The following is a 23,075-nucleotide window of genomic DNA, read 5'->3' on the forward strand; positions in this document are numbered from 1 at the left end:
GTCGGGTCCTGCGGAACACTGCTTCTTGAGGAGGACAGGCGTGGGCGACATTGGAGAGGTCGCGGCGCTGATCGCGGCGTGCGCGTTCGCGGTGCTGGTGCTCATCCTGACGCTGCCGATCCTGCGGCTGCGGCACACCGTTGACGCCACCACCCGGATGATCAACGACCTCAACGATCGGACCGCACCGCTGCTCGGCGACGTGAACACCACGGTGAGGAACGTCAACACCGCGCTGGAGCAGGTGCAGACCTCGCTCGACGGCGTGAACCTCCAGCTGGCGAAGGTCGACACCATGACCAGCCACGCGCAGAACATCACCGCCAACATCGCCAACCTGGCCACCGTCGTCTCCGCCGCGGCCGCCAACCCGCTGGTCAAGGTGGCCGCGTTCGGCTACGGCGTGCGCAAGGCCGCCGCCGGCCGCCGGCACGCCGAGACCGAGCGCGAGGTGCGCGAGACCATCAAGCAGCAGCGACGGGCCGCGCGGCGCGGCAACCAGTGACCGGCCCGCGCACCAGGAGGTAGCGAGACATGAGGCGTTTGTTCTGGCTCGGTATCGGGGTGGCCGTCGGTGTGATCGTGGTCCGCAAGGCGACCCGGACCGCCCAGGCGTACACGCCGGCCGGCATCGCCAGCACGGTGACGCAATCCGCTGGCGGGCTCGTCGAGTCGCTGCGTAGTTTCGTGGAGGACGTCCGCATCGGGATGGCCGAACGCGAGCAGGAGATCCACCAGGCTTTCGCCCAGGGCGAGGCGTTCGACGATCAGTTCGCCGACCTGCGGGAAGACCCGCGGATCGGCGATCGAGACATTTTTCCGGAGGAACACCAGCGATGAAGACGGCGGAGATCAAGCGGCGGTACCTCGCGCACTTCGAGGCGAATGGCCACACCGTGGTGCCGTCCGCTCCGCTGCCCGCCATCAGCGACCCGAATCTGCTGTTCGTCAATGCCGGCATGGTGCAGTTCGTGCCGTATTTCCTGGGTCAGCAGACTCCCGCGTACCAGCGGGCGGTGAGTGTGCAGAAGTGCATCCGCACGCCGGACATCGACGAGGTCGGTAAGACCAGCCGGCACGGCACGTTCTTCCAGATGAACGGCAACTTCTCCTTCGGTGACTACTTCAAGGCCGGCGCGATTCCCCTGGCGTGGGACCTGGTCACCAGGTCGCAGGCCGATGGTGGGTTCGGGTTGGACCCGGAGCGTGTCTGGCCGACGGTGTACCTCGACGACGACGAGGCGTACGAGATCTGGCGGTCGGTGGGGGTGCCGCCCGAGCGGATCGTCCGCCGGGGCAAGGCGGACAACTTCTGGTCGATGGGCATCCCGGGGCCGTGCGGTCCGTGCTCCGAACTGTTCTACGACCGGGGCCCGGAGTACGGCGCCGAGGGCGGCCCGGCGGTCGACGAGGACCGCTACATGGAGTTCTGGAACCTCGTCTTCATGCAGTTCGAGCGGGGCCCGGGCACGACCAAGGACGACTACCCGATCCTGGGTGACCTGCCGGCGAAGAACATCGACACCGGCATGGGCCTGGAGCGGATGGCCTCGATTCTGCAGGGTGTGGACAACCTTTACGAGATCGACGAGGTCCGGCCGATCCTGGCGCGGGCGGCCGAGCTGACCGGGAAGCGGTACGGCGCGCACTCCGGGCATGTGGCGAGTGAGTCGCACCCGGACGACGTGCGGCTGCGGGTGATCGCGGATCACGTGCGGACGGCGTTGATGCTGATCGGCGACGGGGTGACTCCGTCGAATGAGGGTCGCGGGTACGTGCTGCGTCGGATCATGCGCCGGGCGATCCGGTCGATCCGGCTGCTGGGCTGGCAGGATCGGGCGCTGCCCGAGTTGCTGCCGGTGGCCCGGGACTGCATGGCCCCGTCGTACCCGGAGCTGGCGAGCGACTTCGACCGGATCGCGGATTACGCGTACGCGGAGGAGGAGGCGTTCCTGTCCACCCTGCGTGCCGGCACCACGATCCTGGACACGGCGATCGCCGAGACCCGCACGGCGGGTGGCTCCGCGTTGTCCGGGGCGAAGGCGTTCCAGCTGCACGACACGTACGGCTTTCCGATCGACCTGACCCTGGAGATCGCCGCCGAGCAGGGCCTCGCGGTCGACGACGAGGGTTTCCGCCGACTGATGGCCGACCAGCGCACCCGGGCGAAGGCCGACGCGCAGGCCCGTAAGACGGGGCACGTCGACCTGTCGGCGTACCGGTCGGTGCTCGACGCGGGTGGCCCGGTGACGTTCACCGGGTACAGCGAGGTGGCCCGCGAGTCGACGGTGCGGGCGTTGCTCGGCGCCGACGGCCCGCGTCAGGCGGCGACCGAGGGCGACACCATCGAGCTGGTGCTCGACACGACCCCGTTCTACGCCGAGGGCGGCGGCCAGCAGCCCGACCAGGGCATGATCACCGTGGGTGGCGGGCAGGTCGAGGTGCTCGACGTGCAGCAGCCGGTGCCCGGCCTGATTGTGCACCGGGCCCGGGTGATCCGGGGCGAGGTGCGGGCGGGCGAGACCGGGTACGCGGAGATCGACGCGACCCGGCGCCGGGCCATCTCCCGGTCGCACACCGCGACCCACCTGGTGCACCAGACCATGCGGAACTTCCTCGGCGAGTCGGCCACGCAGGCGGGCTCGCTGAACGCGCCCGGCCGGCTCCGGTTTGACTTCAACACTCCGACCGGGGTGTCGCCGAGTGTGCTGCGCGACGTTGAGCAGCAGGTCAACGAGGTGCTCCTGGCCGACCTGGAGGTGCACGCCTTCATCACCTCGCTGGACGAGGCGCGGCGGATCGGGGCGATGGCGCTCTTCGGCGAGAAGTACGGCGAGGAGGTGCGGGTCGTCGAGGTGGGCGACTACGCCCGGGAGTTGTGCGGCGGCACGCACGTGGCCCGCTCGGCCCAGCTCGGCCTCGTGAAGATCCTCTCCGAGTCGTCGATCGGCTCTGGCGTCCGCCGGGTCGAGGCGCTGGTCGGCATGGACGCCTTCGGCTTCCTGGCCCGCGAGCACCTGCTGGTCTCGCGGCTGGCCGAGCTGTACCGGGTGCCCAACGACCAGGTCGCCGACCGGGTGGAGCAGACCGTCACCCAGCTCCGGGACGCGGAGAAGGAGCTGGAGAAGCTGCGCGCCCAGCTGGTGCTGGGCGGGGCGGCGGCGCTCGCGGCGCAGGCCAAGGAAGTGCGCGGCGTCGCGTACGTGGGCACCGAGGCGCCGGAGGGTGCGGCCGGCAACGATGTGCGGACGCTGGCCCAGGAGATCCGCGGCAAGATCGATCAGACGCGGCCGGCGGTGGTCGCGGTGGCGGCCCGGTCGAATGGCAAGGCGTCCCTGGTGGTGGCGGTCAACGCGGCCGCGCGCAACCGGGGCCTGGCCGCGTCGGATCTGGTGAAGGCGGCGTTCTCCGGGCGCGGCGGTGGCAGCCCCGACCTGGCCCAGGGTGGCGGCCTGCCCGCGGCCGAGGCGCCGAACCTGCTGATCACCGTTGAGAAGGCGATCACTGAGGCGTGATGGACGATCGCTGTCAGCCAGGGCGGACCGATCGGTCCGCCCTGGTTCGTATGGTCCCCACGGTGACCGTCGGTGAGTAAACTGACGCGCGGGGTGCGGATTGGCGTGGATGTCGGTCAGGTTCGGGTGGGGATCTCCCGCTCGGATCCGGACGGGATCCTGGCCACGCCGCTGGTCACCCTGGCCCGTGATCTCACGGCGGCGCCGGACGCGGTGCCGAGCGACCTTGCCGAGCTTGCGGCGTTGGTGGTCGAGCATGAGGCCGTCGGGGTTGTCGTCGGTCTTCCGGTCAATCTTGCCGGCAAGCACGGTCCTGCCGCCCTCCATGTGAAGGCGTACGCTGCCCGACTGGTCGATGTGATAACGCCCATCCCGGTAACGCTCACCGACGAGAGGATGTCGACCGTGGTCGCTTCTCGTAGGCTTGCCGAGCGTGGCGTCCGAGGTAAACGTCAACGTGCGGTTGTCGACCAGGCGGCCGCGGTGGAGATCCTGCAGAGCTGGCTGGATGCGCAGCGGAGGCGGACGTAATGATCGACGATCTGGACCTTGGGTTCGACGAAGCGGAGCGGGGGGAGAAGGGCCGGCACCGGCGCGGCTTCCGCAAGCGCAACGGCGGGTCCGGCGGCGGCCGGGGCAAGACATTCCTGGCACTGCTGATGGCCCTGGTCCTGTTGGGCGCCATCGGCGGCGGCGCGTTCTACGGCTTCGACCGCATCCAGAACTACTTCGTCACCCCCGACTACGAGGGCGCCGGGGCGGGTGAGATCACCGTCGAGATCAAGAACGGGGCGCTGCTCGCCGACATGGCCGACGCCCTGGTCGAGGCCGATGTGGTGAAGAGCCAGAAGGCGTTCGTCGAGGCGGCCGAGGCCAACTCGCGCAGCAAGAACATCCAGCCGGGCACGTACAAGCTGCGTAAGCAGATGAGCGCCGCGAGCGCCGTCACCGCGATGCTCGACCTGAAGAACAAGATCGTCAACGGGCTCACCATCCCCGAGGGTCGCACCAGTTTCAACATCTACAAGCTGCTCTCCGAGAAGACCAAGATCCCGGTCAAGGACTTTCAGACCGCCGCGAAGGACCCGGAGGCGCTCGGCGTCCCGGAGTGGTGGTTCAAGCGCGAGGACGGCAAGAAGGTCGTCAAGTCCGTTGAGGGCTTCCTCTACCCGGACACGTACGAGATCCCGCCGAAGGCCACCGCGGAGAGCATCCTCAAGCTGATGGTTGACAACTTCCTCTCGGTGACCGGTGGGATGAAGTTCGCCGACCGGGTGCAGAAGGAACGGGGTGGCGTCAGCCCGTACGAGGCGCTGATCGTGGCCTCGCTCGCTCAGGCGGAGGCGGGCAACAAGGACGACCTGGGAAAGGTCGCCCGGGTGGCCTACAACCGGGTGTACGGCGAGTTCTACTGCAACTGCCTGGAGATGGATGTCACGGTCAACTACTACCTGGAGTCGATCGGCAAACCAACCAAATCGTCCAAGCAGATGACACAGTCCGAGCTGGACGACCAGAAGAACCCGTACAACCGCAAACTGCGGGGCATGATCCCCACCCCGATCAACAACCCCGGCAAGGAAGCCCTGGAAGGGGCAATGGACCCGCCGGTCGGCAAGTGGTTCTTCTTCGTGGCGATCGACAAGCAGGGCCACTCCGCTTTCGCCGAGACACCCGAGCAGCACGAGCGAAACAAGGGCAAGGCCCGGGAGGCTGGCATCATCTGAGGGCCCGCGCCCACGACATGAAGGCTCCCTTTCCCGACATCGCCGCAGCCCGATTCGGTGGTGCCGCAGGCGGCGTGCTGGGTAGGGTCGCTCCGACACGTACGGGAGAGCGGGGGAATGATGCGGATCTGGACCGGCCCTTCGGCTGTGACCGGTTGTGATCGTGTCGACCCGTAGGGCTGCGGTGCTGGGCAAGCCCATCGCACACTCCCTCTCCCCGGTGATCCACACCGCCGGGTATGCCGCCGCCGGGTTGACCGGCTGGTCGTACACCCGGATCGAGTGCGCGGCGGCGGAGCTGCCGGATCTGGTCGCCGGCCTGGGCCCGGAGTGGGCCGGGTTGTCGGTGACCATGCCGGGCAAGGAGGCGGCGCTCGCGGTGGCCGCGGAGGCCTCGCCGGTCGCCGCCGCCGTCGGTGCCGCCAACACGTTGGTACGCCGTCCGGACGGCTCCTGGTACGCGGACAACACCGATGTCGCCGGCATGGTGCAGGTGCTGACCGATGCCGGGGTGACCGCCGGCGCTGCCGTGACGGTGCTGGGTGCGGGCGGAACGGCCCGCGCTGCGCTCGCCGCAGCCGCCCGGCTCGGTGCGACCTCGGTGACCGTGGTGGCCCGGCGGGCGGTGGCGGTCGACGAGCTGCGACCGGTGGCGGCGGCGGTCGGGGTGGAGCTGACGGGAATGGCCTGGGAACACGCGGCCGCGCGGGCCGGCGCCGACGTCGTGGTCTCGACCGTGCCGAAGGGGGTCGCCGACCCGCTCGTCAGGACGGTTCACTGGCGACCGTCCACCGTGCTCTTCGAGGCGCTCTACGATCCGTGGCCGACACCGCTGGCCGCGTCGGCGCTCGCCGCCGGCTGCCCGGTGGTGTCCGGGCTGGACCTGCTGCTCGCTCAGGCGGTTGGCCAGTTCGAGCAGTTCACCGGGGTGCCCGCGCCGGTCGAGGCGATGCGTGCGGCGCTCGCCGCAGCCCGGCGCTGAGGTGTGCGGCGCCACCGTCCGGGTCCGCCGTCGAGGTGGGCGTAACCGAGGGCCCGTCAGGTCGTTTGCCGGCCCTGAGTGCCTGTGCGCGACCTCTCTTATGCTTTGGTTAAGTCGTGTCGTAGGTTCGGTTTCCTGCGCACCACGAGTGTCGCCGGTCGATACGCTGCTGCTGGTAATCGCCGCCTAGACAGGGAGTGTTCCTTGAGCAGGCACGAAATCCACCACGCCGCACCGGGTGTAGGAATGCGACGCAAGGCTGTCGTCCTCAGTGTCCTGAGTGCGGGCGTGGTCGCCGGTGTGGTGGCCACGATGATGCCGCTGACGGCGGCGGAGGTGTCACCGATCGTGCTGACCGCGGCGGCGGACACCACCGCCACGCAGGTCCCGCAGGACGGCGACAACGGCGTCAAGACGACGCTGGCCAGCTGCCCGCGACTCTGCGACGGCAACCGCAACGGCCAGCGCGACGCGCTGCTGGAGTTTGCGGTGCGCGGCCTGCCCGCCGACGCCGTGAATGTCCGGGCCACCCTGCGGGTGTACGCCTGGCAGCAGTTCGCCTCGCGGGTGCGGGCGCACCCGGCGCAGGGCAGCGCCGCAGGGGCGGGTGCCTGGGACCAGCGGCCCCCGATCGGCGCGCCGCTGGCCACCGCCGATCAGATCCGGCAGGGCTGGAACGAGTTTGATGTGTCCCGCTCGGTGACCGGCAACGGCTCGGTCTCTTTCGCGCTGATTCAGGAGAATTGGAACAGGCGCATCTACTACGCGTCGCGGGAGAACAGCCGGGCAGCCATCCGGCCGCAGCTGATGCTGACCTACGAGCGAAGCGGGAAACCGTCGGCGCGGCCCTCTCACCCGCCGCCCCCGCCGACCACCACTCCGCCCGCGCCGTCGCCGAGCCGTACCGCCTCGCCGACCCCGACCGTCACCACGGCCCCGCCGACCACCACCCCGCCCGCCCCCTCGCCGACGTCGACGGTGCCGCCCGGCACGCAGGTCCCGGGTTGGCGGCTGGTCTGGGCGGACGAGTTCGACGGACCGTCGGTCGACCTGTCCCGGTGGAACCTGCGCGACAACGAGGGCCGCAGCATCGACCGCGGCTGCAACGTCGACGACGCGGACAACACCTTAGTCTCCGGCGGCGTGCTCACCCTGCGCGCCCAACGTGAGACCGCGGTGTGCAGCTCGCAGACCCGGCAGTACACGCAGAGCTACCTCGACACCATCGGGAAGAAGTCGTTCCAGTACGGCCGCTTCGAGATGCGGGCCCAGTCGCCCAACGGGCCGACCGACTCGCGAGGGTTGTGGCCGGCGTTCTGGCTGCGCCCCGACGACGGCGGCAAGGGTGAGATCGACGTGGTGGAGCTGCCCGGCGGTAGCCAGTACTACCACGCGGCCACCCAGGCAATCTTCTACGACTACACGCCGGTGAAGCAGGACCAGCGCTGGGACCTACCGACCGGCTACCCCGGAGACGGCTTCCACACGTACACCACGGAGTGGGAGCCCGGCGTGATCCGCTGGTACATCGACGGGCGGCAGGTCTGGCAGCGCGACCGGAGTACCACGCCCTGGTTCGACGAGGCGTTCAACAAGCCGTACAACCTGCGACTGAATTTCCAGGTCGGCGGCTGGTTGGGTGACCCTGACGCGGCCACCCGATTCCCGGCCGACTTCCGGGTCGACTACGTCCGCGTCTGGCAGCGCTGACTCGGCCCAGCGACGGCGAACCGCCCGGCGGGCCTCGGCCCGCCGGGCGGTTCCTTGCCCGCTGCCCCTATCGTGTCCGCCAGCGCGCGCGGGCGAATGGGGGCGGTATGACGGTGGCGGATCCACGGGAACGCCAGGACGGGCTGGGCTGGGTGAGCCGGGCGATCTTCGCCGACCCTCGGCTGTGGTTGCACGTCGGCGCCGGGCCCGCCGCAGTGCCCCGGGGTCACCGTCCCGCCGCCCGGTACGCCGTGGTGCCCTCGGTGAAGCGGGCGAAGTTCCTGCTGCCGTTGGCGTCGCGCCGGGTGGGCGCCGCGTCAACGCTGGCGTACAACGCCCTGCGCCCGCCCCGGGTGCGGGCCAACCGGCTCGCCGTCGGCCTGCTGGCCGGTCTCGGCGCCACCGGCCGGGTCCGGATGCCGGTGCTGACCGTCGCCGTGCCGGACGGTGTCGAGCCGGAGGAACTGCTCCTCGCCGAGCACCTCGGACGGGTCGAGGGGCGCCGGCTGCACGCCGCGATTGGCATCCGCCCGCCGGACCCGCACCACAAGCCGACGTTGCAGCTCTTCGACGACCGGGGCCTCGCCCGGGCATACGCGAAGATCGGGTGGAACGACGCGACCCGGGCGATGGTCGCGGCGGAGGCCGACGCGCTGCGGGAGCTGCCCCGCGACGGCGGCGACTTCCCCGACGTGCCGCGGCTGCTGCGCCAGCTGCGCTGGGGTGACCTGGCGGTGACGCTGGTCGAGCCGATGCCGGCCCGGGTGCGCCGGCTGCCCCGGCCGGAACGGCCGCGGGCGGCGGCGATGCTGGCGGTGGCTCGCCGGGCCGGGCCGGCTCGGCCGCTGCGCCCACTGGCCGGTTCGCCCTTCCTGGCCGACCTGACCGCCCGGGCCGAGCGGGCCGGCGGCCCGGTGGCCGCGGCGGTGGCGGCGCTGGCCGCGCGGGACGGCGCCACAGCGTTGGAATTCGGCCACTGGCACGGCGATTGGGTGCCGTGGAACCTGGGCACCCATCGGGGCCGGCTGGTCGCCTGGGACTGGGAGAACAGCGGCGCTGATCGCCCGGTCGGGTTCGACCTCGCCCACCAGGGCTTCCAGTGCGCGCTGTCGCTGGCTGGCCAGCCAGCGGCGGAGGCGACCGCGGCGATGGACGACCTGCTCGCGCGACACGGCGACGCGTTCGGTCTCGACCCGGCTCGTCGCCGGCTCGTCGCCGACGCCTATCTCGTCGAGCTGTGGTTGCGCACGGCGGAACTGGCCGCCGGCGGGGGTGGCTGGAGCGGCAAGCTGCATCCCGTGCTGCTGCACCTGCTCGCCGCCCGGTTGTCGGTGCCGGCGCCCGGCCCGGCCGGCTGACCCCGGTCGCGCGTTCCGGCGGGCGGTACGACTGTCGGCCTCCCGACCGGCAAACCCGGGGAAAAGCCACCGGATCCCGCTCGCCGCTACCACTGCGGCTGGCTCTTGCTCTAAAGTGTCACCACTCGATCACCACCTGCCGGCGACGGCGTGGTCGATCCGGTCCGGAACGGCGTGGGGCTCAACCGGACCGCAGGGTGTGGGCAGTCCGGCGGTCGGCCGGCGCGTCAGGGGGATCGATGGGATCAGTGTTCGTGCCGCGACGACGGCTGGCCGGGCGGGCATCCGTCGCCGCGCCCGCCATGGGATTTGCCGGCGGCACCGGCCGATGACCCTCATCTACACGGTCGGCGCGTTGTCCGTGCTGCTCCCGGTGCTGCTCGTCCCGCTCGTCGTCGTCCGCTGGGTGCCGCGCCTCCGGGCCGGCCGGGCCGCCGAGCGGCTGCGGGCGACCGTCGCCGGCCTCACCGCCGCGCTGGGCCGCCCCGGCGCCGCTGCTGTCCTGCTGCTCGCCGGGTCGGCGGCCGTCGTCACGATCTGCTGGCCGCTGGGCGAGGCGCTGTCCCGCCTCGAACCGCACGTAGACCACCCGGTCTTCGACTATGTGCACGCCCGCCGGGTGGCCGGTTGGGCGGAGATCACCTCGTTCATCACCCCGATGGGCGACCGCTACCCGCTCAAGTGGGTGACCGCGGTCGCCGCGATCGGGTTCGCCATCGCCTGGCGGCGCCGGCGCTGGTGGGTCCCGCTGACCGCGATGCCCCTGCAGTTCGTACTGGAGCAGTACACCCAGGAGATCCTGGCCAAGGTGGTCGACCGCGGCCACCCGCCCACCGACCTCGGCACCTACCCGTCCGGCGGGTGCGCCCGGGTGCTGCTCACCTTCGGTACCATCGCGGTGCTCGCCGCGCTCACCTGGCGGATCCCGCGCGGTGGCCGGATCGCCCTGGCCACGGTCGTTGCCCTGTTGGCCGCGGTCGAGGGCTATACCCGCATCTACGCCGAGAAGCACTGGCTGACGGACGTGATCGGTGGGTGGATCTTCGGCCCGCTGCTGCTCGGCGTGATGGCGCTGGCGTTGCTCGTCGTGGAGGGCCGGCTGCGCCCGCCCGCCGCGCGGCCCGAGGCGACCCGCGCGGATGCCCTGACCGGTAGTTGACCCGCTGGTTCCCGGCGCGTGCGACCCTCGCTCCCTGCGCCGCCTGGAGCCTCCCCGGCCACCCCACGACACGGAAGGCGGGCAACGACGTGACCACCCTTCTCGTCGCCTCCACCGGCGGACACCTCGCCGAGCTGCACGACCTGGCTCCCCGGCTCGGTGTGCAGGACGACTGCGTCTGGGTCACCTTCGACTCGCCGCAGAGCCGCTCGCTGCTCGACGGCCAGGAGGTCATCCACGTCCCGCCGGCCACCACCCGCGACGCGGTCGGCGCGCTGCGCGACCTGGTGGCGGCCCGGCGGGTGCTGCGCGGCGGCCGGTTTACCCAGGTGATCAGTACCGGTGCCAGCGTGGCGATGTCGTTCATCCTGCCCGCCGCGCTGCGCGGACTGGCCTGCCACTACATCGAGAGCGCCACCCGCACTGAGGGGCCGTCGCTCACCGGCCGGCTGGTCGCCCGGGTGCCGTTCACCCGGCTCTACACCCAGTACCCGGGCTGGGCCGACGGCCGGTGGCGCTATGGCGGGTCCATCTTCGACGGATACCGGGCCACCCCAGCGCCGGCGGCCCGGCCGGTCTCCCGGATCGTCGTCGCGGTCGGCACCCATGAGACCTTCGGCTTCCCCCGGCTGCTGGACCGGCTGGTCGACGTCCTGCCGCCGGAGGCAGAGGTGTTCTGGCAGATCGGTTCGACCCGGATCGCCCGGATGCCCTCCGGCGCCCGCCGGCAGGTGCCGTTCGCGGAGATGCAGCAGGCCATGCGGGAGGCCGACGTGGTGGTGACGCACGCCGGGGTCGGCTCCGCGCTCGCCGCGATGCGGGCCGGCCGGCGGGCGATCTACGTGCCGCGCCGCCGCCGGCACGGCGAGCACGTCGACGACCATCAGGTGGAGATGGCCCGGGAGCTGAACCGCCGTGGGCTGGTCCTGGCTCGGGAGGCCGACGCGATCACCGCCGAGGACCTGATCGAGGCGGCATCGTGGACGATCGCGGCTACCGGTACGGTCACCCCGTTCCGGTGGGCGTCGTGACGCCGGCCGGGGCGGCTCAATCGGCCGGGTGGTCTACCGGGCGGTGTCCGGTTCTCGTCCGGCGTGGGCCGTCCGGCCGCGACCCGTACGGCCCGACCGGACCGAGGCGCCGACCGGGCGGACCGGTCGGTTGATGGTGCGAAATCTCCGCGCACCGCAAGCTACGCAGGATCTCACTTCGTCATTGGGGGCGCCCGTGCTGCTCAGATCGTCGTCTCGACCGGTGCGGGGGCGGTGGCTCGTCGCCCTCGTCGCGCCGGTGCTCGCCGTGGGGCTGGTCGCCGCGCCCGCCCGCGCGGACGGCCTCCAGCCGGTGACCAGCACCCTGACCTCCGCGAACCCGGCGGACAACATCCCGCACGCGCAGAACGGCGACACCAAGGCGTTCGCGGAGATCGGCAACACCGTCTACGTGGGTGGCTCCTTCACCTCGGTGAAGGCCGCTGCCGACGCGAGCTGGACCGCGCGCAGCTACCTCTTCGCATACGACAAGACCAGCGGCGCGTTGAAGACCGGCTTCACCCCCGTCGTCGACGGGGCGGTGCACGCCCTCGCGGTCAGCCCGGACGGCAAGCTCATCGTCGGTGGCGCCTTCGCCAACGTGAACGGGGTGAGCCGCAAGAACCTGGTGCAGCTCGAACCGACCACCGGCGCGACGGTTGCCGGCTGGGTCGGCCGCAGCGACGGCGGCCTGGTCCGGCGGACCGTCGTGGTCGGCAACAAGCTCTACATCGCGGGAGCCTTCCACTGGGTCAACGGCACCCAGCACTCCCTGCTCGCCCGCCTCGACGCCACCACCGGTGCCATCGACCCGACCTTCCAGATCGACGCCAGCGTCGCGCGGGCCAGCTCCGAGCTGGTCTGGGGCTTGGCCGTGTCGCCGGACGGCAACACCCTGGTCGCGGTCGGCAACTTCACCGAGGTCAACGGCCAGCCTCGCAACCAGGTGGTGGTCGTCGAGCTCGCCGGCACGCCGACGGTCGCCGACTGGAGCACCCAGCGCTACGTGGCACCCTGCTACAACTGGTCGTTCCCGTTCTACGCCCGTGACGTGGACTTCTCCGACGACGGCAGCTACTTCGTCATCATCGCCGACGGAGGCCGGGGCGACGGCGCGTACTGCGACGCCATCGCCCGGTTCGAGACCGCCACCCGGGGTGCCGCGCTCGACGCCACCTGGGTCAACTACACCGGCACCGACTCGGTGACCTCGGTGGAGGTGGCCGACAACGTGGTCTACGTCGGCGGGCACTTCCGCTGGCTGAGTAACGCCAACGGCAACGACAGCGCCGGGGCCGGGGCGATCAACCGGTTCGGCCTGGGCGCGCTCGACCCGATCAACGGGCTGCCGCTGGTGTGGAACCCGACTCGCTCCGGCGCGCCGGCGGGCACCACCGACTGGGGCCCGATCATGTGGGAGCTGTGGCGGGGCAGCACCGGCCTGTACGCCGGCTTCGACTCCGACGGCCTGGGCAACGAGTACCACGGCCGGCTCGGTCTGTTCCCGCTGGCCGGTGGGCGGACGGTGCCGGCGGTGAACGCGCCGACGGCGGCGTCGGGCTACCTCTACCTCGGCACCGCCGACGGGCAGGCCACCAAGGTGTCCTTCAACGGCACCACGGTGGGCGCCCCGGTCGCCTCCAGCCAGCCCAGCCTCACCGCGGCCGGCGCGGCCTTCTCGATCGGCAACAAGCTCTACTGGTCGAAGACGGACGCGAGCGCGCCGAGCGGCAGCTACCTGGACGTGTCGATCTTCACCGGCGGCTCGGTCGGCGCGCCCTGGGTCAGCAGCGGCTACAACAACTGGTTCAACGCCGCCTCGATGAGTGGAGCGTTCTACCTCGACGGCCGGATGTACTACACCAAGGCCGGCACCAACAAGCTGTTCTACCGCTACCTGGAGCCGGATGGCTACATCGTCGGCTGCACCGAGTTCACGCTGCCCAGCCAGGGCCTGGCCTGGGGCACCGTACGGGGCATGGCCTGGGTCGCCGGCAAGATCGTGTATGGCAACACGGACGGCTCGCTGCGCGCGGTGCCGTTCGACGAGACGGCCGTCGACGGCGCCGCCTCGGTCGAGATCGCGGCGGCCGGCGCCGGCGTGAACTGGTCCGGCAAGACCCTGTGGTTCGCCACCTCCTGAGCCACGAACCGGCCCGGGCGGTCCACTGGTGTCCCCGCGACACCGGCGGACCGCCCGTCCGCCAAGGACCGGACGGCTGTCGACCGGACGGTGAACGGTCGGCGACAATGGGATGACGACCGGTCCCCGGCGTCGCGGTCGTCCGACCCGCGCCGACCCGCCACTCGCATTGCAAGAGGACCTGACTGATGGACCTGACCGACGTCGCTCCCGCCCGGCAACGCCCGGTCGGCCTGGTCGAGCTGGCGCGCATCCCATTGCGCCGGTGGCGGACGGTGGCCGGCAGCGCCGCGCTGGTGCTGCTAGCGGTGGCGGGCTATCTCGCGCTCATCCCCGCCACGTACACCGCGACGACGGCCGTGGTGGTCCGCGCCGTGGTCACCGACCCGTTCTCGGTGCCCTCCGGTGGCGCCGACCGGGCGGTCAACATGACCGCCGAGAGCGGCATCGCGATCAGCAACGACGTCATCGACAAGGTCGCCGCGATCACCGGCCGGAACACTGAGGACGTTGCCGACGCTCTCGAGGTGGAGACGCCGGTCGGTGGTCAGCTGATGCGCTTCGGCTACGCCGGGCACAGCGAGGGCGAGGCGGTCGACGGCGCGAACGGCGCCGCGCAGGCGTACCTCGACCTGCGGCGCGGGATCTACGAGAACCAGCGGGCCGCGGTGCTCAAGTCGTACGACGACACCATCGCCCTGGTCACCACCCAGCGCGCGACGACCCAGAAGTCGCTTCCGACCAACGAGAGCTCGACCAACCCGTCCCCGCGCACCAGCGCCCTGCTGGACCAGTTGCGGGCGCTCAACGACCAGCTCGCGACCCTCGCCGAGCAGCGCTCCAAGGTCGCCTCGGCCGACCTGAGCCCAGGCGCGATCACCAGCGCTGCCCGTACCCCGGTGCCCTCCAGCCGCGACGCCGCGCCGCTGCTGCTGGCCGCAGGGCTGCTCGGCGGCCTGCTGCTCGGCGGCCTGGTGGCCTTCGTCCGGGAGTCGATGGACCGGCGGGTGCGAACCTCCGGCGAGGCCGCCGCCGTGGTCGGCGCGCCCCTGCTCGGCACGGTGCGCCGGCTGCGTGGCGGTCGACCGGACGACGCCGACCTGCGCTACCTGGCCCTGGCCCTGGGCCGGTGGGTGGACGGGCCCCAGCGCACCCCGCTGGTGCTGCTCTCCGCCAGCACGAATGAGGGACGCGAACAGATCAGCGTCGGGCTGGCTGCGGCGCTGGCGCAGAACGGCCACGACGTGCGGCTCGGTGTAACGCCGGAGATGCGGGACCGGATCCAGGCACTGCTGCTGGAGGCGCAGCGGCGCAACCCGGCGGTCGAGCCGGTCCGCCCCCGGCCCCGGCCGGTGGCCACCCCGGCGCCCGCAGCCACCCCCGCAGCCACCCCTGCCGCCCCGGCGGCCGGCCGGCCGGCCAGCGGGGGCCCGGAGGACACCATGGTGATCCCGGCGGTCCGCAAGCCCCGGCCGTTCCCCACCTCGGACGCGAAGAACGGCGGGGTCTACCGCTCCACCACCACGGCGGACAAGACCGAGGTGATCCCGGTGGCCCGGCCGTCCGGGGAGGGCGCCGCGACCGACGGGTCGGAGCTGCGGATCGGCACCGGATCGGTGCGCCTGGTCGACCTGACCGCCCCGGTGGCCGAGGGGCTCACCGTGCTCGACGCGCCACCCGCCCTGCACGACGAACGGGGCGTACGGGCCGCCAGGGAAGGGCGGGCGATGCTGGTCGCGGCCCGGGACCGGACCCGGACCGCCCAACTCGGCCAACTGGTCGAGCGGCTGCGCGCCGTCGGCGCCGAGCCGATCGGGTTCGTGGTGACGGGAGAGGGACGTGACTGACCGCGACCGCCCGGCGGCCCGCGCCGGATACCCGCCGGTCACTGTGGTGGTCGCCACCAGGGACCGGCCCGGCCTGCTGGAGCGGGCCGTACGGGCCGTGCTCGACCAGGACTATCCCGGCCCGGTGGAGTGCGTGGTGGTCTACGACCACATCGACATCCGCCCGCTCGACCTCGACGTGCCAGCCGGCCGCTCGCTGCGGTACGCCGTCAACACCCACGCCAAGGGGCTGCCCGGCGGCCGCAACACCGGCGCCGACGAAGCGACCGGTGAGCTGATCGCGTTCTGCGACGACGACGACTTCTGGCTGCCGGCCAAGCTGCGCCGCCAGGTCGAGCTGCTGGCGAGCCGGCCCGACGCCGCCGCCGCGAGCTGCGGCATCCGGCTGGAGGGCCCGGGGATCGCCAAGGACCGGCAGCTCGACCGGGCCGAGGTGCGGCTGCCCGACTTCGTGGAGGACCGGGTGATGGAGGTGCATTCCAGCACCGTCTTGGTCCGCCGCGCCACCTGGGACGCGGTCGGGCCGGTCGACGAGGAGCTGCCCGGCGGGTACGGCGAGGACTACGAGTGGCTGCTGCGGGTGGCCGCGTACGGTCCGGTGGTGATCGTGCCCGAGGTGCTGGTGGTGGTCGACTGGCACGGCGGGTCGTTCTTCTTCGGCCGCTGGGCGGTGATCGTCGAGGCCACCCGCTACCTGCTCGACAAGCATCCCGAGCTGGCGGGCAGCCGGACCGGCTTGGCCCGGCTGCACGGCCAGATCGCCTTCGCGCTGGCCGCTGGCCGGCGCCGCCGGGAGGCGGTTCGGGAACTCGGCCGGGTGCTCCGGCTCAATCCACGGGAGAAGCGGGTGTTGGTCACCGTGCCGGTGGTGCTCGGCCTGCTCTCCGGCGAGCGGGTGCTGCGGCTGGCCCAGCGGACGGGGCGGGGTGTCTGACCGAGGGCCCGGCGCCGCCGCGCGGACGGGGTCGGGAAGCAGCAAAGCGCGGCCGGGGCATGCGGCCCGTCCACCCTCGGGTTCGCTGCCGCTGCCCGTCTGGCCGCTGACGGCGATGTTCGGCCTGATGCCGCTCTGGTGGGCGCTGGGTGGCTTCTATCTCGGCTGGTCGGTGTTCGGGCTGGCCCTGCTCGCCCTGCTGGTGGCCCGGGGCCGGGTGCCGCTGCCCGCCGGCACCGCCTGCTGGCTGGTCTTCCTGGTGCTGGTGCTGCTCAGCGCGACCCGGCTGGACCGGGCCACCGCCTACCTCACCTTCGGCCTGCGGTTCGGTTTCCTGGTCACCGCGCTGGTGGTCTGCATCTACGTCTACACCTTGGTCCGAGAGGGCACGCCCTGGGAACGGGTGCTGCGCCCGCTGGGCTGGTACTGGTTGGGCGTCGTGGCGCTGGGCTGGCTGGCCGTGCTGATGCCCACCTTCGCTCTGACCACCCCGGTGGAGTTGGCGCTGCCCGGTGGGATCTCCGGCGAGCGGTTCATCCAGGCACTCACCCACGTACGGGCCAACGAGTTCAATCCGGTGTCGCGCGCGCCGATCTACCGCACCGCCGCGCCGTATCCGTACACCAACAACTGGGGCACCGCCTACGCCCTGCTGGTGCCGTGCGTGCTGGCGTACCTGACCTCGGTGCGGACCGGGCGGTTCCGGGTGGCACTCTGGGTGTCGCTGCCGCTGTCGGTGGTGCCGGCGTTCATGACCCTCAACCGGGGGATGTTCCTCGGCCTCGGCGCCGGCATGGTCTATTTGGGGCTGCGCGCGCTGATCCGGGGCAACGCGCGGCTGATCATCTCGATCGCCGGGCTGGTGGTGCTGGTCTGGGTGGTCAGCCTGGTCGTGCCGGTCCAGGAGATGATCGATGCCCGGGTGAGCAGCACCGACACCAACGTTGACCGGGTGGACCTGTACGTGCGGACCTGGCAGGCGGTGGAGCGGTCCCCACTGCTGGGCTACGGCGCGCCGAAGAGCGTGGACACCACCCTCGCCGAGGAGCCGCTGGGCACCCAAGGGCTGATCTGGCAGATCCTCTACAGCCACGGCATCCCCGCCCTGCTGGTCTTCCTCGCCTGGCTGGTGCTGGTCGCCCGGAGGCTGGCCGCGGCGGTCTCGCCGGCCGGGTACTGGCTGAGCACAGTGCCGGTGATCGCGCTGGTGGTCATCCCGGTCTACGCCTACATCGACCCCAACCTGTCGGTGATCTTCTTCGCCGTCGGCGTCGGGCTGGCTGCGGTGAGCGGGCCAGTCAACCGGGTCGCGGTCGGCCCGTCCACCATGTCGCAGCCTGCGCCGCTGGCGCCCTGGCGTACACGGGGGGTGGGCCGGGCGCCGGTGCCGCCCGCCGGGCCGCCGAGCGCGGTCGGCACCGGCGTCGCGTCGGTCCCATTGCGCACCGCACCGCCGACCGACGGAGCCGCGGCGCGGCAACCGTCCACCGGGACGCCGCAGCGGCTGATCGAACCGTCGGGTCGGGGAGGGGCGGCATGACCGGCCCAGCCGCGCCGGTCGCGGCGGCCGACCCGTCGGCCGGGGAGCGGGAGGTACGCCGGAGCGCCCGCAACGGGCTGGTCGGGCTTGCCGGAGCCGGGGTCAACGGCGTGCTGGGCTTCGTGCTGACCGTGGTGATCGTTCGGGGGTTCGGTGCCGCCGGCTCGGGCGTGCTCTTTGCCGCGATCGGAGTGATCTCGATTCTCGGTGCGGTTTGCTGTCTCGGGGCCGACACCGCGCTGGTCTGGGCGCTGCCCCGGCGCCGTAACGGCGCCGGGGGTGACGCGGCCCGGCTGCTGCCGGTGGCGCTGCTGCCCGCCCTGCTGCTCAGCGTCGTTGTAGCTGCGGCTGGTGCGTTGGCTGCCGAGTGGCTCGCGCCGGTCCTGCTCGATTCAGCCGACGGGCCGGCGCTGCTTCGCCTGGCCTTTCTCGCCCTGCCGGTGACGGTCGCGATGACCGTACTGCTGGCCGCCGTCCGGGCGCTGCGGCCGATGTGGGCGGTCGTCGGCATCCAGTACGTCCTGATGCCGCTGGCCCGGCCCGTGCTATTGCTGGCGGCCGTGGCGGCCGGTGCCGGCGTGGTGGTCGGCTTCGGCGGGTGGCTGCTGCCCGTCGCCATCGCGGTGGTCGCCGCCGCCGTGCTGCTGATTCGTCCGCTTGGCCTGGCGGCAGGGGCGAGACTGCGGCCGACCGGCGAGGACTGGCGTGTGCTCTGGGGGTTCGCGCTGCCCCGGGCGGCCTCGGCGGCGATCGATGCCAGCAGCATGTGGGTCGGGGTGCTGCTCTGCTCGGCGCTCGCCGGGGCGACGCAGTCCGGGATCTTCGCCGCGGCGGGCCGGTACGCCCTGGCCGGGCTGCTGATCATGCAGGGCCTCCGGGTGGCGGTGGCCCCGCAGCTGTCCCGGCTGCTCGGGCAGGGGCGTACCGGGGACGCGGTGCTGGTCTACCGGCGGGTCACCATCGTGATCATCATCCTGTCCTGGCCGGCGTACCTGCTGCTGGCCGTCTTCGCACCGGGATTCCTGAGCCTCTTCGGCGGCGGGTTCGCGGGCGGAGCGGCCCCGTTGGCCGTACTGGCGGGGGCGATGATGGTCAACTCCGGGGTCGGCATCGTCCAGACCATGCTGCTCATGAGCGGCAACAGCCGCCGCCATCTCTTGGCTACCCTCGTCGGGCTGGCGCTCACCCTCGGGCTCGGCGCGTTGCTGATCCCCGCCCACGGCGCTCTCGGTGCCGCGTACGCCTGGACCGCCGGCATAGTCGCGGAGAACGTGCTGGCCGCGGTGGCGGCCCGGGTCGCGGTCGGGGAGCCGCTGCTGAATCGGTCGATGGGGCTGGCCGCGGCCGGGGCTGGTGGGGGCACCGCGGTGGTCGCGGTGCTGTGCGCGGTACTGGCTGGGCGGGGTGTCGCCGGTCTCGTCCTGGCCCTGGTGGTGTTGGTGCTGGCTGTCGCCGGGCTACTACTGGACCGCCGGGTGCGGGGGCTGGTCCGTTCCGCCGTGACCATGATCAGGCCGAGACCGGCGTGACGAGAGGAAGAGCATGACGATCCGCGACCGGCTCAAGGCGGCGGTGCCGCACCAGGTCACCACCCAGGTCCGCAGCTCCCTCACCCGGTACGGGGAGCGGACCAGCGACCGGCGGCCGCTGCCCGATTTCCTGATCACCGGCACCAAGCGCGGGGGCACCACGTCGCTCTGGCGGTACCTGCTGGAGCACCCCCTGGTGCCGAGACTCTTCCCGGCCTGGAACACCAAGACCTCCCACTACTTCGAGGAGAACTGGGGCCGGGGCGAAGCCTGGTACCGCTCGCACTTCCCGACGGAGCGGCACCGGCGAGCGCTGGAACGGCGGCACGGTGGACCGGTCCGGGTCGGCGAGGCGGCCCCGCTCTACATGTTCCATCCCCTCGTCCCGCAGCGGGTGGCCGACCTGCTGCCCGACGTACGGCTGGTCTTCCTGCTCCGCGACCCGGTGGAGCGGGCGTACTCGCACTGGAAGGAGCGCCGGACCGAGGGAAAGGAGCCGCTGGACTTCGCCGTGGCGCTGGACCGGGAGGAGGAGCGCACGGCGGGGGAGCGGGAGAGGCTGATCGCCGATCCGACCTACTTCAGCGAGGCGTACGACTGGTACACCTACCGTGCCCGTGGCCGCTATCTTGAGCACCTGGAGCCGTGGCTGGAGAGCTTCGATCCGGCGCAGCTGCTCATCCTGCCCAGCGAGACGCTGTATGCGGAGCCTGCTGCCAGCCATGCCCGCGTGCTGGAGTTTCTGGGACTTCCGCCGCATCGGCTGGCGGCGTACGAGGCCCACAACCACCGGCGTAGCGGATCGATGGACCCTGGCGTTCGCGCCGAGCTGTGCGCCTACTTCGCCCCGCACAACGCGGCCCTGGCCGAACGCCTCCGAATGCGATTCGACTGGTCCTGACGACTGCCGCACCACAGCTCAGGGACATGTGCGAGTGGTCGATCGGTTCGTCACCGAGGGTGACTGCCAGTCCGTTTGCGACCACGTTTCATCTGGTGTAGGCCGCTCCTCCGGGCCCTGGGTCGTCGCCCAAAGTCCTTATTGACCACTGTCATCGTCGACCGTAGTGTCCGGCTCACCTTTCAGCCTGAGACACGGGGGACCGCAGTGGCATGTGCGCGCGCACACAGGGATTTCTTTGGTCAACTGGGGAAGATTCGCTAGGTGACTGGTGTTAAACGCGGGTTGATCGGTGGTCCGGTCAACCCGTGTGTTTGACGGCTCGTTGGCTGGCGTGAAGGGGGTAGTCGCTGGGCTGGCTGGTCGGTGGTTCGGCGGGCGGCTGTGGGGCTCAGTGGCTGTTGCCGGGCTGGATAACGCTTGGTCGGGGTCCTTGCTGGTGGTCAGGCGGGGGCCCGGCCGAGCTGGCTGCTGCCGGTGAGGCCGAGGGTGGCGAGCCGGGCCAGGTTGGTGGCGGCGGCCAGGAGTTTGAAGTCGGCGGCGACGCGGAGCAGGCCGCGCATGCGGGCGCGGCGGCCGCCGTGGCGGCGGCCGTGGCGGCGGCGCATGAGGTGGGCGATCTTGCGTTCGACTTTGGGGCGGGTGGCGCGGTAGTCGGCCCGCCAGGCCGGGTCGGTCTGCCGGGTCCGGGCGGCAGTGAGGTGGGTTTCCCAGCGGCTGATGGTGATCTGCCGGCCGGCCTTCGACTCGGTGCACTGCGTGCGGAGCGGGCAGTCGGTGCAGGCCCGGCCGAAGTCGGCTTTCCCGGCGTGACGGTCGTGACCGGTGATCGGGCGGATCGCGATCGTGACCTGGTTCGGGCAGGTGACCGTGCCGGCGGCGAGGTCGATGGTGAACCGGTCCTTGGTGAACTTGCCACCCGGCGCGACCGGTGGCTGGACCTTGGTCTTGGCGTCGATCCCGGCAGTATGCAGGCATTCGAGTACTTCACCGGCGCCGTAGGCCGAATTGCCGTAGACCGCCGCGTCGGCTCCGGGCGTGTCCTGATCGCTGGCCCGGGTGGTGAGGTCGGCGATCAGGTCGGCGGCCGGGCCGGCGTCGCCGGTGTTACCGGCAGTGACCTCGGTGGCGGTGATGATCTCGCTGTCCGGATCGACGGCGATATGCCCTTTGTAGCCGTCGAAGCCGCGGTGGCTGGTCTTGTGCCCGTGCCGGGCCTGCGGGTCGACGGTGGAGATCACTCGGTCCGCGGCGACTTTGCGAGCGATCCGCAGCACCCCGTCGTCGCCGGTTTCCAGGTCCTGGCCCAGCACCGTGGCCAGCAGCCGCATCGCCTCGGTGACCGCCTCGGGCAGCTTCTTGCGGCCGTCGAGGGCGGCGAGCAGGGCATACCCGTCCCGGGCCCTTGAGTCGATCAATGCTTCCCGGGCGGTCTTGTCGTCCCAGTCCACGACCGGCTTCGCCGTGCTGGCGTAGTCGTCGCCGCTGGTCAACACGGCCCGCAGTTCGATGGCCAGGTCGCGGCCGGCCGCGGTGAGCAGCCCGCGGACCGCCGAGCGGATCAGCGTGATCGTGTCCCATCGTGGCGACCGCGTCATACAAAGGGGTCGAGTCAAGCACCCGGCGCCGCCCCAGCAGCCCGGCCTCTCGCGCCGCCGCGAGAGCAACCTCGAAAATCCGGTCCGGGTTCGCCGAGCGGCGCAGCCGTTCGCGCATGTCAACCAGGACCGTGTGCGCGAACCCGGCCCGCGAAGCACCGTCCCAGCCACCGGCCCCGGCCGCGTACCGCCAGCGGACATCGAACGCGAACCGGTCGACGGCCTCGCGGTCCGACAGCCCTTCCCAACGCTGCAGCACCATCACCGTCGCTACCACCGACGGCGGCACCGACCGCCGCCCCACCTGCGCGAACAGATCAGCGAACAAGCTGTCCGGGAACAACCGGTCGCGGTGATCATGCAGGAACGCGTAGATCGAGTTCGCCGGAAGGGCCTCAGCGCAGAACCGGCTGACCGGATCGAGAAGGTCCAGCTGCTGCGGCGCTCTGCCCAACGTCATCCCAGCAAACTACCTGAAATAGATGCAGAACGATGGCCGCCACGCCGATGGCAACCATCGTTTAACACCAGTCACCTAGCGGCGGTGGCAAGGCAGCAGGAGGACGGCCCGAAATAGACCAATGCCTGTCCCTGGACGTCAAAAGGCGTCGGCCGGCGCCACGTCCGCCTGGGCTGGTGCCCTCCGTAACCGCCGGCAACCTGTCTGCGCACCCTGGACGGAGGACCATGCCCCCAATCTGCGTTTGAGGTCATGGGAGGGCGGGACCTGTCCAGCCGTGGCGGTCATGGTCGGACGTAGCGGACGGTCGGCCGCCTCTGACCCGAGCCTTGTAGTTGCCAGCAGACGCTACGACTCGTGCCGGAAGCGCCTTGTACTCCAGCAGGGTCAGCAGTTCGAAGAGAACGCGGTGCTCCCGGACCAGACCGGTGAAGCGGTCCTCCAGGAGTTCGCCGATCCGCCGGCGCAGGGCGATGTCGAGCCGGTCGTACTCCAGCACCACGGCTTCGCTGCGCCGGCCGACGAACCGTTCGATCTGCTCGCGCAGCGACGGGACCTGTTGCAACCTGGTCGCCACCAGACGTCGCAGATAGGTGCTGGACCGGCCGGTGAACGGGCTGAACGCGTCCCAGCTCACGGTC

General features: G+C 71.5%; 18 protein-coding genes and 1 pseudogene. 16 read left to right on the top strand and 3 right to left on the bottom strand.

Annotation, left to right across the window (positions count from 1 at the left end; translation table 11 throughout):
• Positions 1 to 40 precede the first annotated feature (40 nt).
• The 16 genes from OG811_RS21805 to OG811_RS21880 all read left to right on the top strand — a co-directional run bounded on the left by OG811_RS21805 (position 41) and on the right by OG811_RS21880 (position 20,376).
• Positions 41 to 505: a DUF948 domain-containing protein gene (locus OG811_RS21805; protein ID WP_406068300.1), complete on the top strand. Its 465-nt coding sequence runs from the start codon at positions 41 to 43 to the stop codon at positions 503 to 505.
• A gap of 29 nt (positions 506 to 534) precedes the next feature.
• Positions 535 to 840, top strand: coding sequence for a hypothetical protein (locus OG811_RS21810; RefSeq protein ID WP_406068301.1), 306 nt, complete (start codon positions 535 to 537; stop codon positions 838 to 840).
• Positions 837 to 3,515, top strand: coding sequence for an alanine--tRNA ligase (alaS, locus tag OG811_RS21815; protein ID WP_406068302.1), 2,679 nt, complete (start codon positions 837 to 839; stop codon positions 3,513 to 3,515). Before OG811_RS21810 ends, alaS begins: the two co-directional genes overlap by 4 nt.
• Positions 3,516 to 3,587: 72 nt before the next feature.
• Complete coding sequence (gene ruvX / locus OG811_RS21820) at positions 3,588 to 4,046, top strand: Holliday junction resolvase RuvX (RefSeq protein ID WP_406068304.1); 459 nt, start codon at positions 3,588 to 3,590, stop codon at positions 4,044 to 4,046.
• A complete protein-coding gene (gene mltG, locus OG811_RS21825; protein WP_406068306.1) occupies positions 4,046 to 5,242 on the top strand; it encodes an endolytic transglycosylase MltG in 1,197 nt (398 codons plus the stop codon). Before ruvX ends, mltG begins: the two co-directional genes overlap by 1 nt.
• Positions 5,243 to 5,402: 160 nt before the next feature.
• Positions 5,403 to 6,224, top strand: a complete 822-nt coding sequence (locus OG811_RS21830) for a shikimate dehydrogenase (RefSeq protein WP_406075850.1) — start codon at positions 5,403 to 5,405, stop codon at positions 6,222 to 6,224.
• A 204-nt stretch (positions 6,225 to 6,428) separates the two neighbouring features.
• Positions 6,429 to 7,934 carry a family 16 glycosylhydrolase gene (locus tag OG811_RS21835; protein WP_406068308.1) on the top strand — a complete coding sequence of 502 codons (1,506 nt, stop codon included), beginning with the start codon at positions 6,429 to 6,431 and terminating at the stop codon, positions 7,932 to 7,934.
• Positions 7,935 to 8,041: 107 nt separating this feature from the next.
• Entirely contained in the window at positions 8,042 to 9,292 is a 1,251-nt protein-coding gene (locus tag OG811_RS21840) for a hypothetical protein (RefSeq protein ID WP_406068310.1), read from the top strand.
• Positions 9,293 to 9,620: 328 nt separating this feature from the next.
• Positions 9,621 to 10,451, top strand: a complete 831-nt coding sequence (locus OG811_RS21845) for a phosphatase PAP2 family protein (protein ID WP_406068312.1) — start codon at positions 9,621 to 9,623, stop codon at positions 10,449 to 10,451.
• Between the two features lie 89 nt (positions 10,452 to 10,540).
• Entirely contained in the window at positions 10,541 to 11,482 is a 942-nt protein-coding gene (locus tag OG811_RS21850) for a glycosyltransferase (protein WP_406068314.1), read from the top strand.
• 223 nt (positions 11,483 to 11,705) lie between these two features.
• Positions 11,706 to 13,625, top strand: a complete 1,920-nt coding sequence (locus tag OG811_RS21855) for a delta-60 repeat domain-containing protein (protein WP_406068315.1) — start codon at positions 11,706 to 11,708, stop codon at positions 13,623 to 13,625.
• A gap of 188 nt (positions 13,626 to 13,813) precedes the next feature.
• Positions 13,814 to 15,472 (top strand): hypothetical protein, encoded by a 1,659-nt coding sequence (locus OG811_RS21860; RefSeq protein ID WP_406068317.1) that lies wholly within the window; start codon positions 13,814 to 13,816, stop codon positions 15,470 to 15,472.
• A complete protein-coding gene (locus OG811_RS21865; protein ID WP_406068319.1) occupies positions 15,465 to 16,406 on the top strand; it encodes a glycosyltransferase family 2 protein in 942 nt (313 codons plus the stop codon). The genes OG811_RS21860 and OG811_RS21865 overlap by 8 nt, the downstream gene beginning before the upstream one ends.
• 127 nt (positions 16,407 to 16,533) lie before the next feature.
• A complete protein-coding gene (locus OG811_RS21870; RefSeq protein ID WP_355171232.1) occupies positions 16,534 to 17,946 on the top strand; it encodes an O-antigen ligase family protein in 1,413 nt (470 codons plus the stop codon).
• Positions 17,943 to 19,475 (top strand): lipopolysaccharide biosynthesis protein, encoded by a 1,533-nt coding sequence (locus tag OG811_RS21875; protein WP_406068321.1) that lies wholly within the window; start codon positions 17,943 to 17,945, stop codon positions 19,473 to 19,475. The genes OG811_RS21870 and OG811_RS21875 overlap by 4 nt, the downstream gene beginning before the upstream one ends.
• A gap of 13 nt (positions 19,476 to 19,488) precedes the next feature.
• A complete protein-coding gene (locus OG811_RS21880; RefSeq protein WP_406068322.1) occupies positions 19,489 to 20,376 on the top strand; it encodes a sulfotransferase domain-containing protein in 888 nt (295 codons plus the stop codon).
• 443 nt (positions 20,377 to 20,819) lie between these two features.
• Here OG811_RS21880 and OG811_RS21885 read toward each other — a convergent pair whose 3' ends face one another.
• From OG811_RS21885 to OG811_RS21895, 3 genes and pseudogenes are all read right to left on the bottom strand, one after another.
• Positions 20,820 to 21,974 carry a transposase gene (locus OG811_RS21885; protein WP_406068324.1) on the bottom strand — a complete coding sequence of 385 codons (1,155 nt, stop codon included), beginning with the start codon at positions 21,972 to 21,974 and terminating at the stop codon, positions 20,820 to 20,822.
• 82 nt (positions 21,975 to 22,056) lie between these two features.
• Positions 22,057 to 22,434: pseudogene (locus tag OG811_RS21890) on the bottom strand (transposase); the annotation flags it as partial.
• 250 nt (positions 22,435 to 22,684) lie between these two features.
• A complete protein-coding gene (locus OG811_RS21895) occupies positions 22,685 to 23,071 on the bottom strand; it encodes a hypothetical protein (protein ID WP_406068326.1) in 387 nt (128 codons plus the stop codon).
• Between the last annotated feature and the right edge of the window lie 4 nt (positions 23,072 to 23,075).

The organism is Micromonospora sp. NBC_01638 (genome assembly GCF_045209745.1).
Taxonomy (GTDB): Bacteria; Actinomycetota; Actinomycetes; order Mycobacteriales; family Micromonosporaceae; genus Micromonospora.

Bases quoted from the DNA above. Each gene is read 5' to 3' on its own strand.
- OG811_RS21810 (WP_406068301.1), top strand. From the start codon at position 535: ATGAGGCGTTTGTTCTGGCTCGGTATCGGGGTGGCCGTCGGTGTGATC.
- alaS (WP_406068302.1), top strand. From the start codon at position 837: ATGAAGACGGCGGAGATCAAGCGGCGGTACCTCGCGCACTTCGAGGCG.
- mltG (WP_406068306.1), top strand. From the start codon at position 4,046: ATGATCGACGATCTGGACCTTGGGTTCGACGAAGCGGAGCGGGGGGAG.
- OG811_RS21840 (WP_406068310.1), top strand. From the start codon at position 8,042: ATGACGGTGGCGGATCCACGGGAACGCCAGGACGGGCTGGGCTGGGTG.
- OG811_RS21845 (WP_406068312.1), top strand. From the start codon at position 9,621: ATGACCCTCATCTACACGGTCGGCGCGTTGTCCGTGCTGCTCCCGGTG.
- OG811_RS21860 (WP_406068317.1), top strand. From the start codon at position 13,814: ATGGACCTGACCGACGTCGCTCCCGCCCGGCAACGCCCGGTCGGCCTG.
- OG811_RS21870 (WP_355171232.1), top strand. From the start codon at position 16,534: ATGCCGCTCTGGTGGGCGCTGGGTGGCTTCTATCTCGGCTGGTCGGTG.
- OG811_RS21875 (WP_406068321.1), top strand. From the start codon at position 17,943: ATGACCGGCCCAGCCGCGCCGGTCGCGGCGGCCGACCCGTCGGCCGGG.
- OG811_RS21880 (WP_406068322.1), top strand. From the start codon at position 19,489: ATGACGATCCGCGACCGGCTCAAGGCGGCGGTGCCGCACCAGGTCACC.
- OG811_RS21885 (WP_406068324.1), bottom strand. From the start codon at position 21,974: ATGACGCGGTCGCCACGATGGGACACGATCACGCTGATCCGCTCGGCG.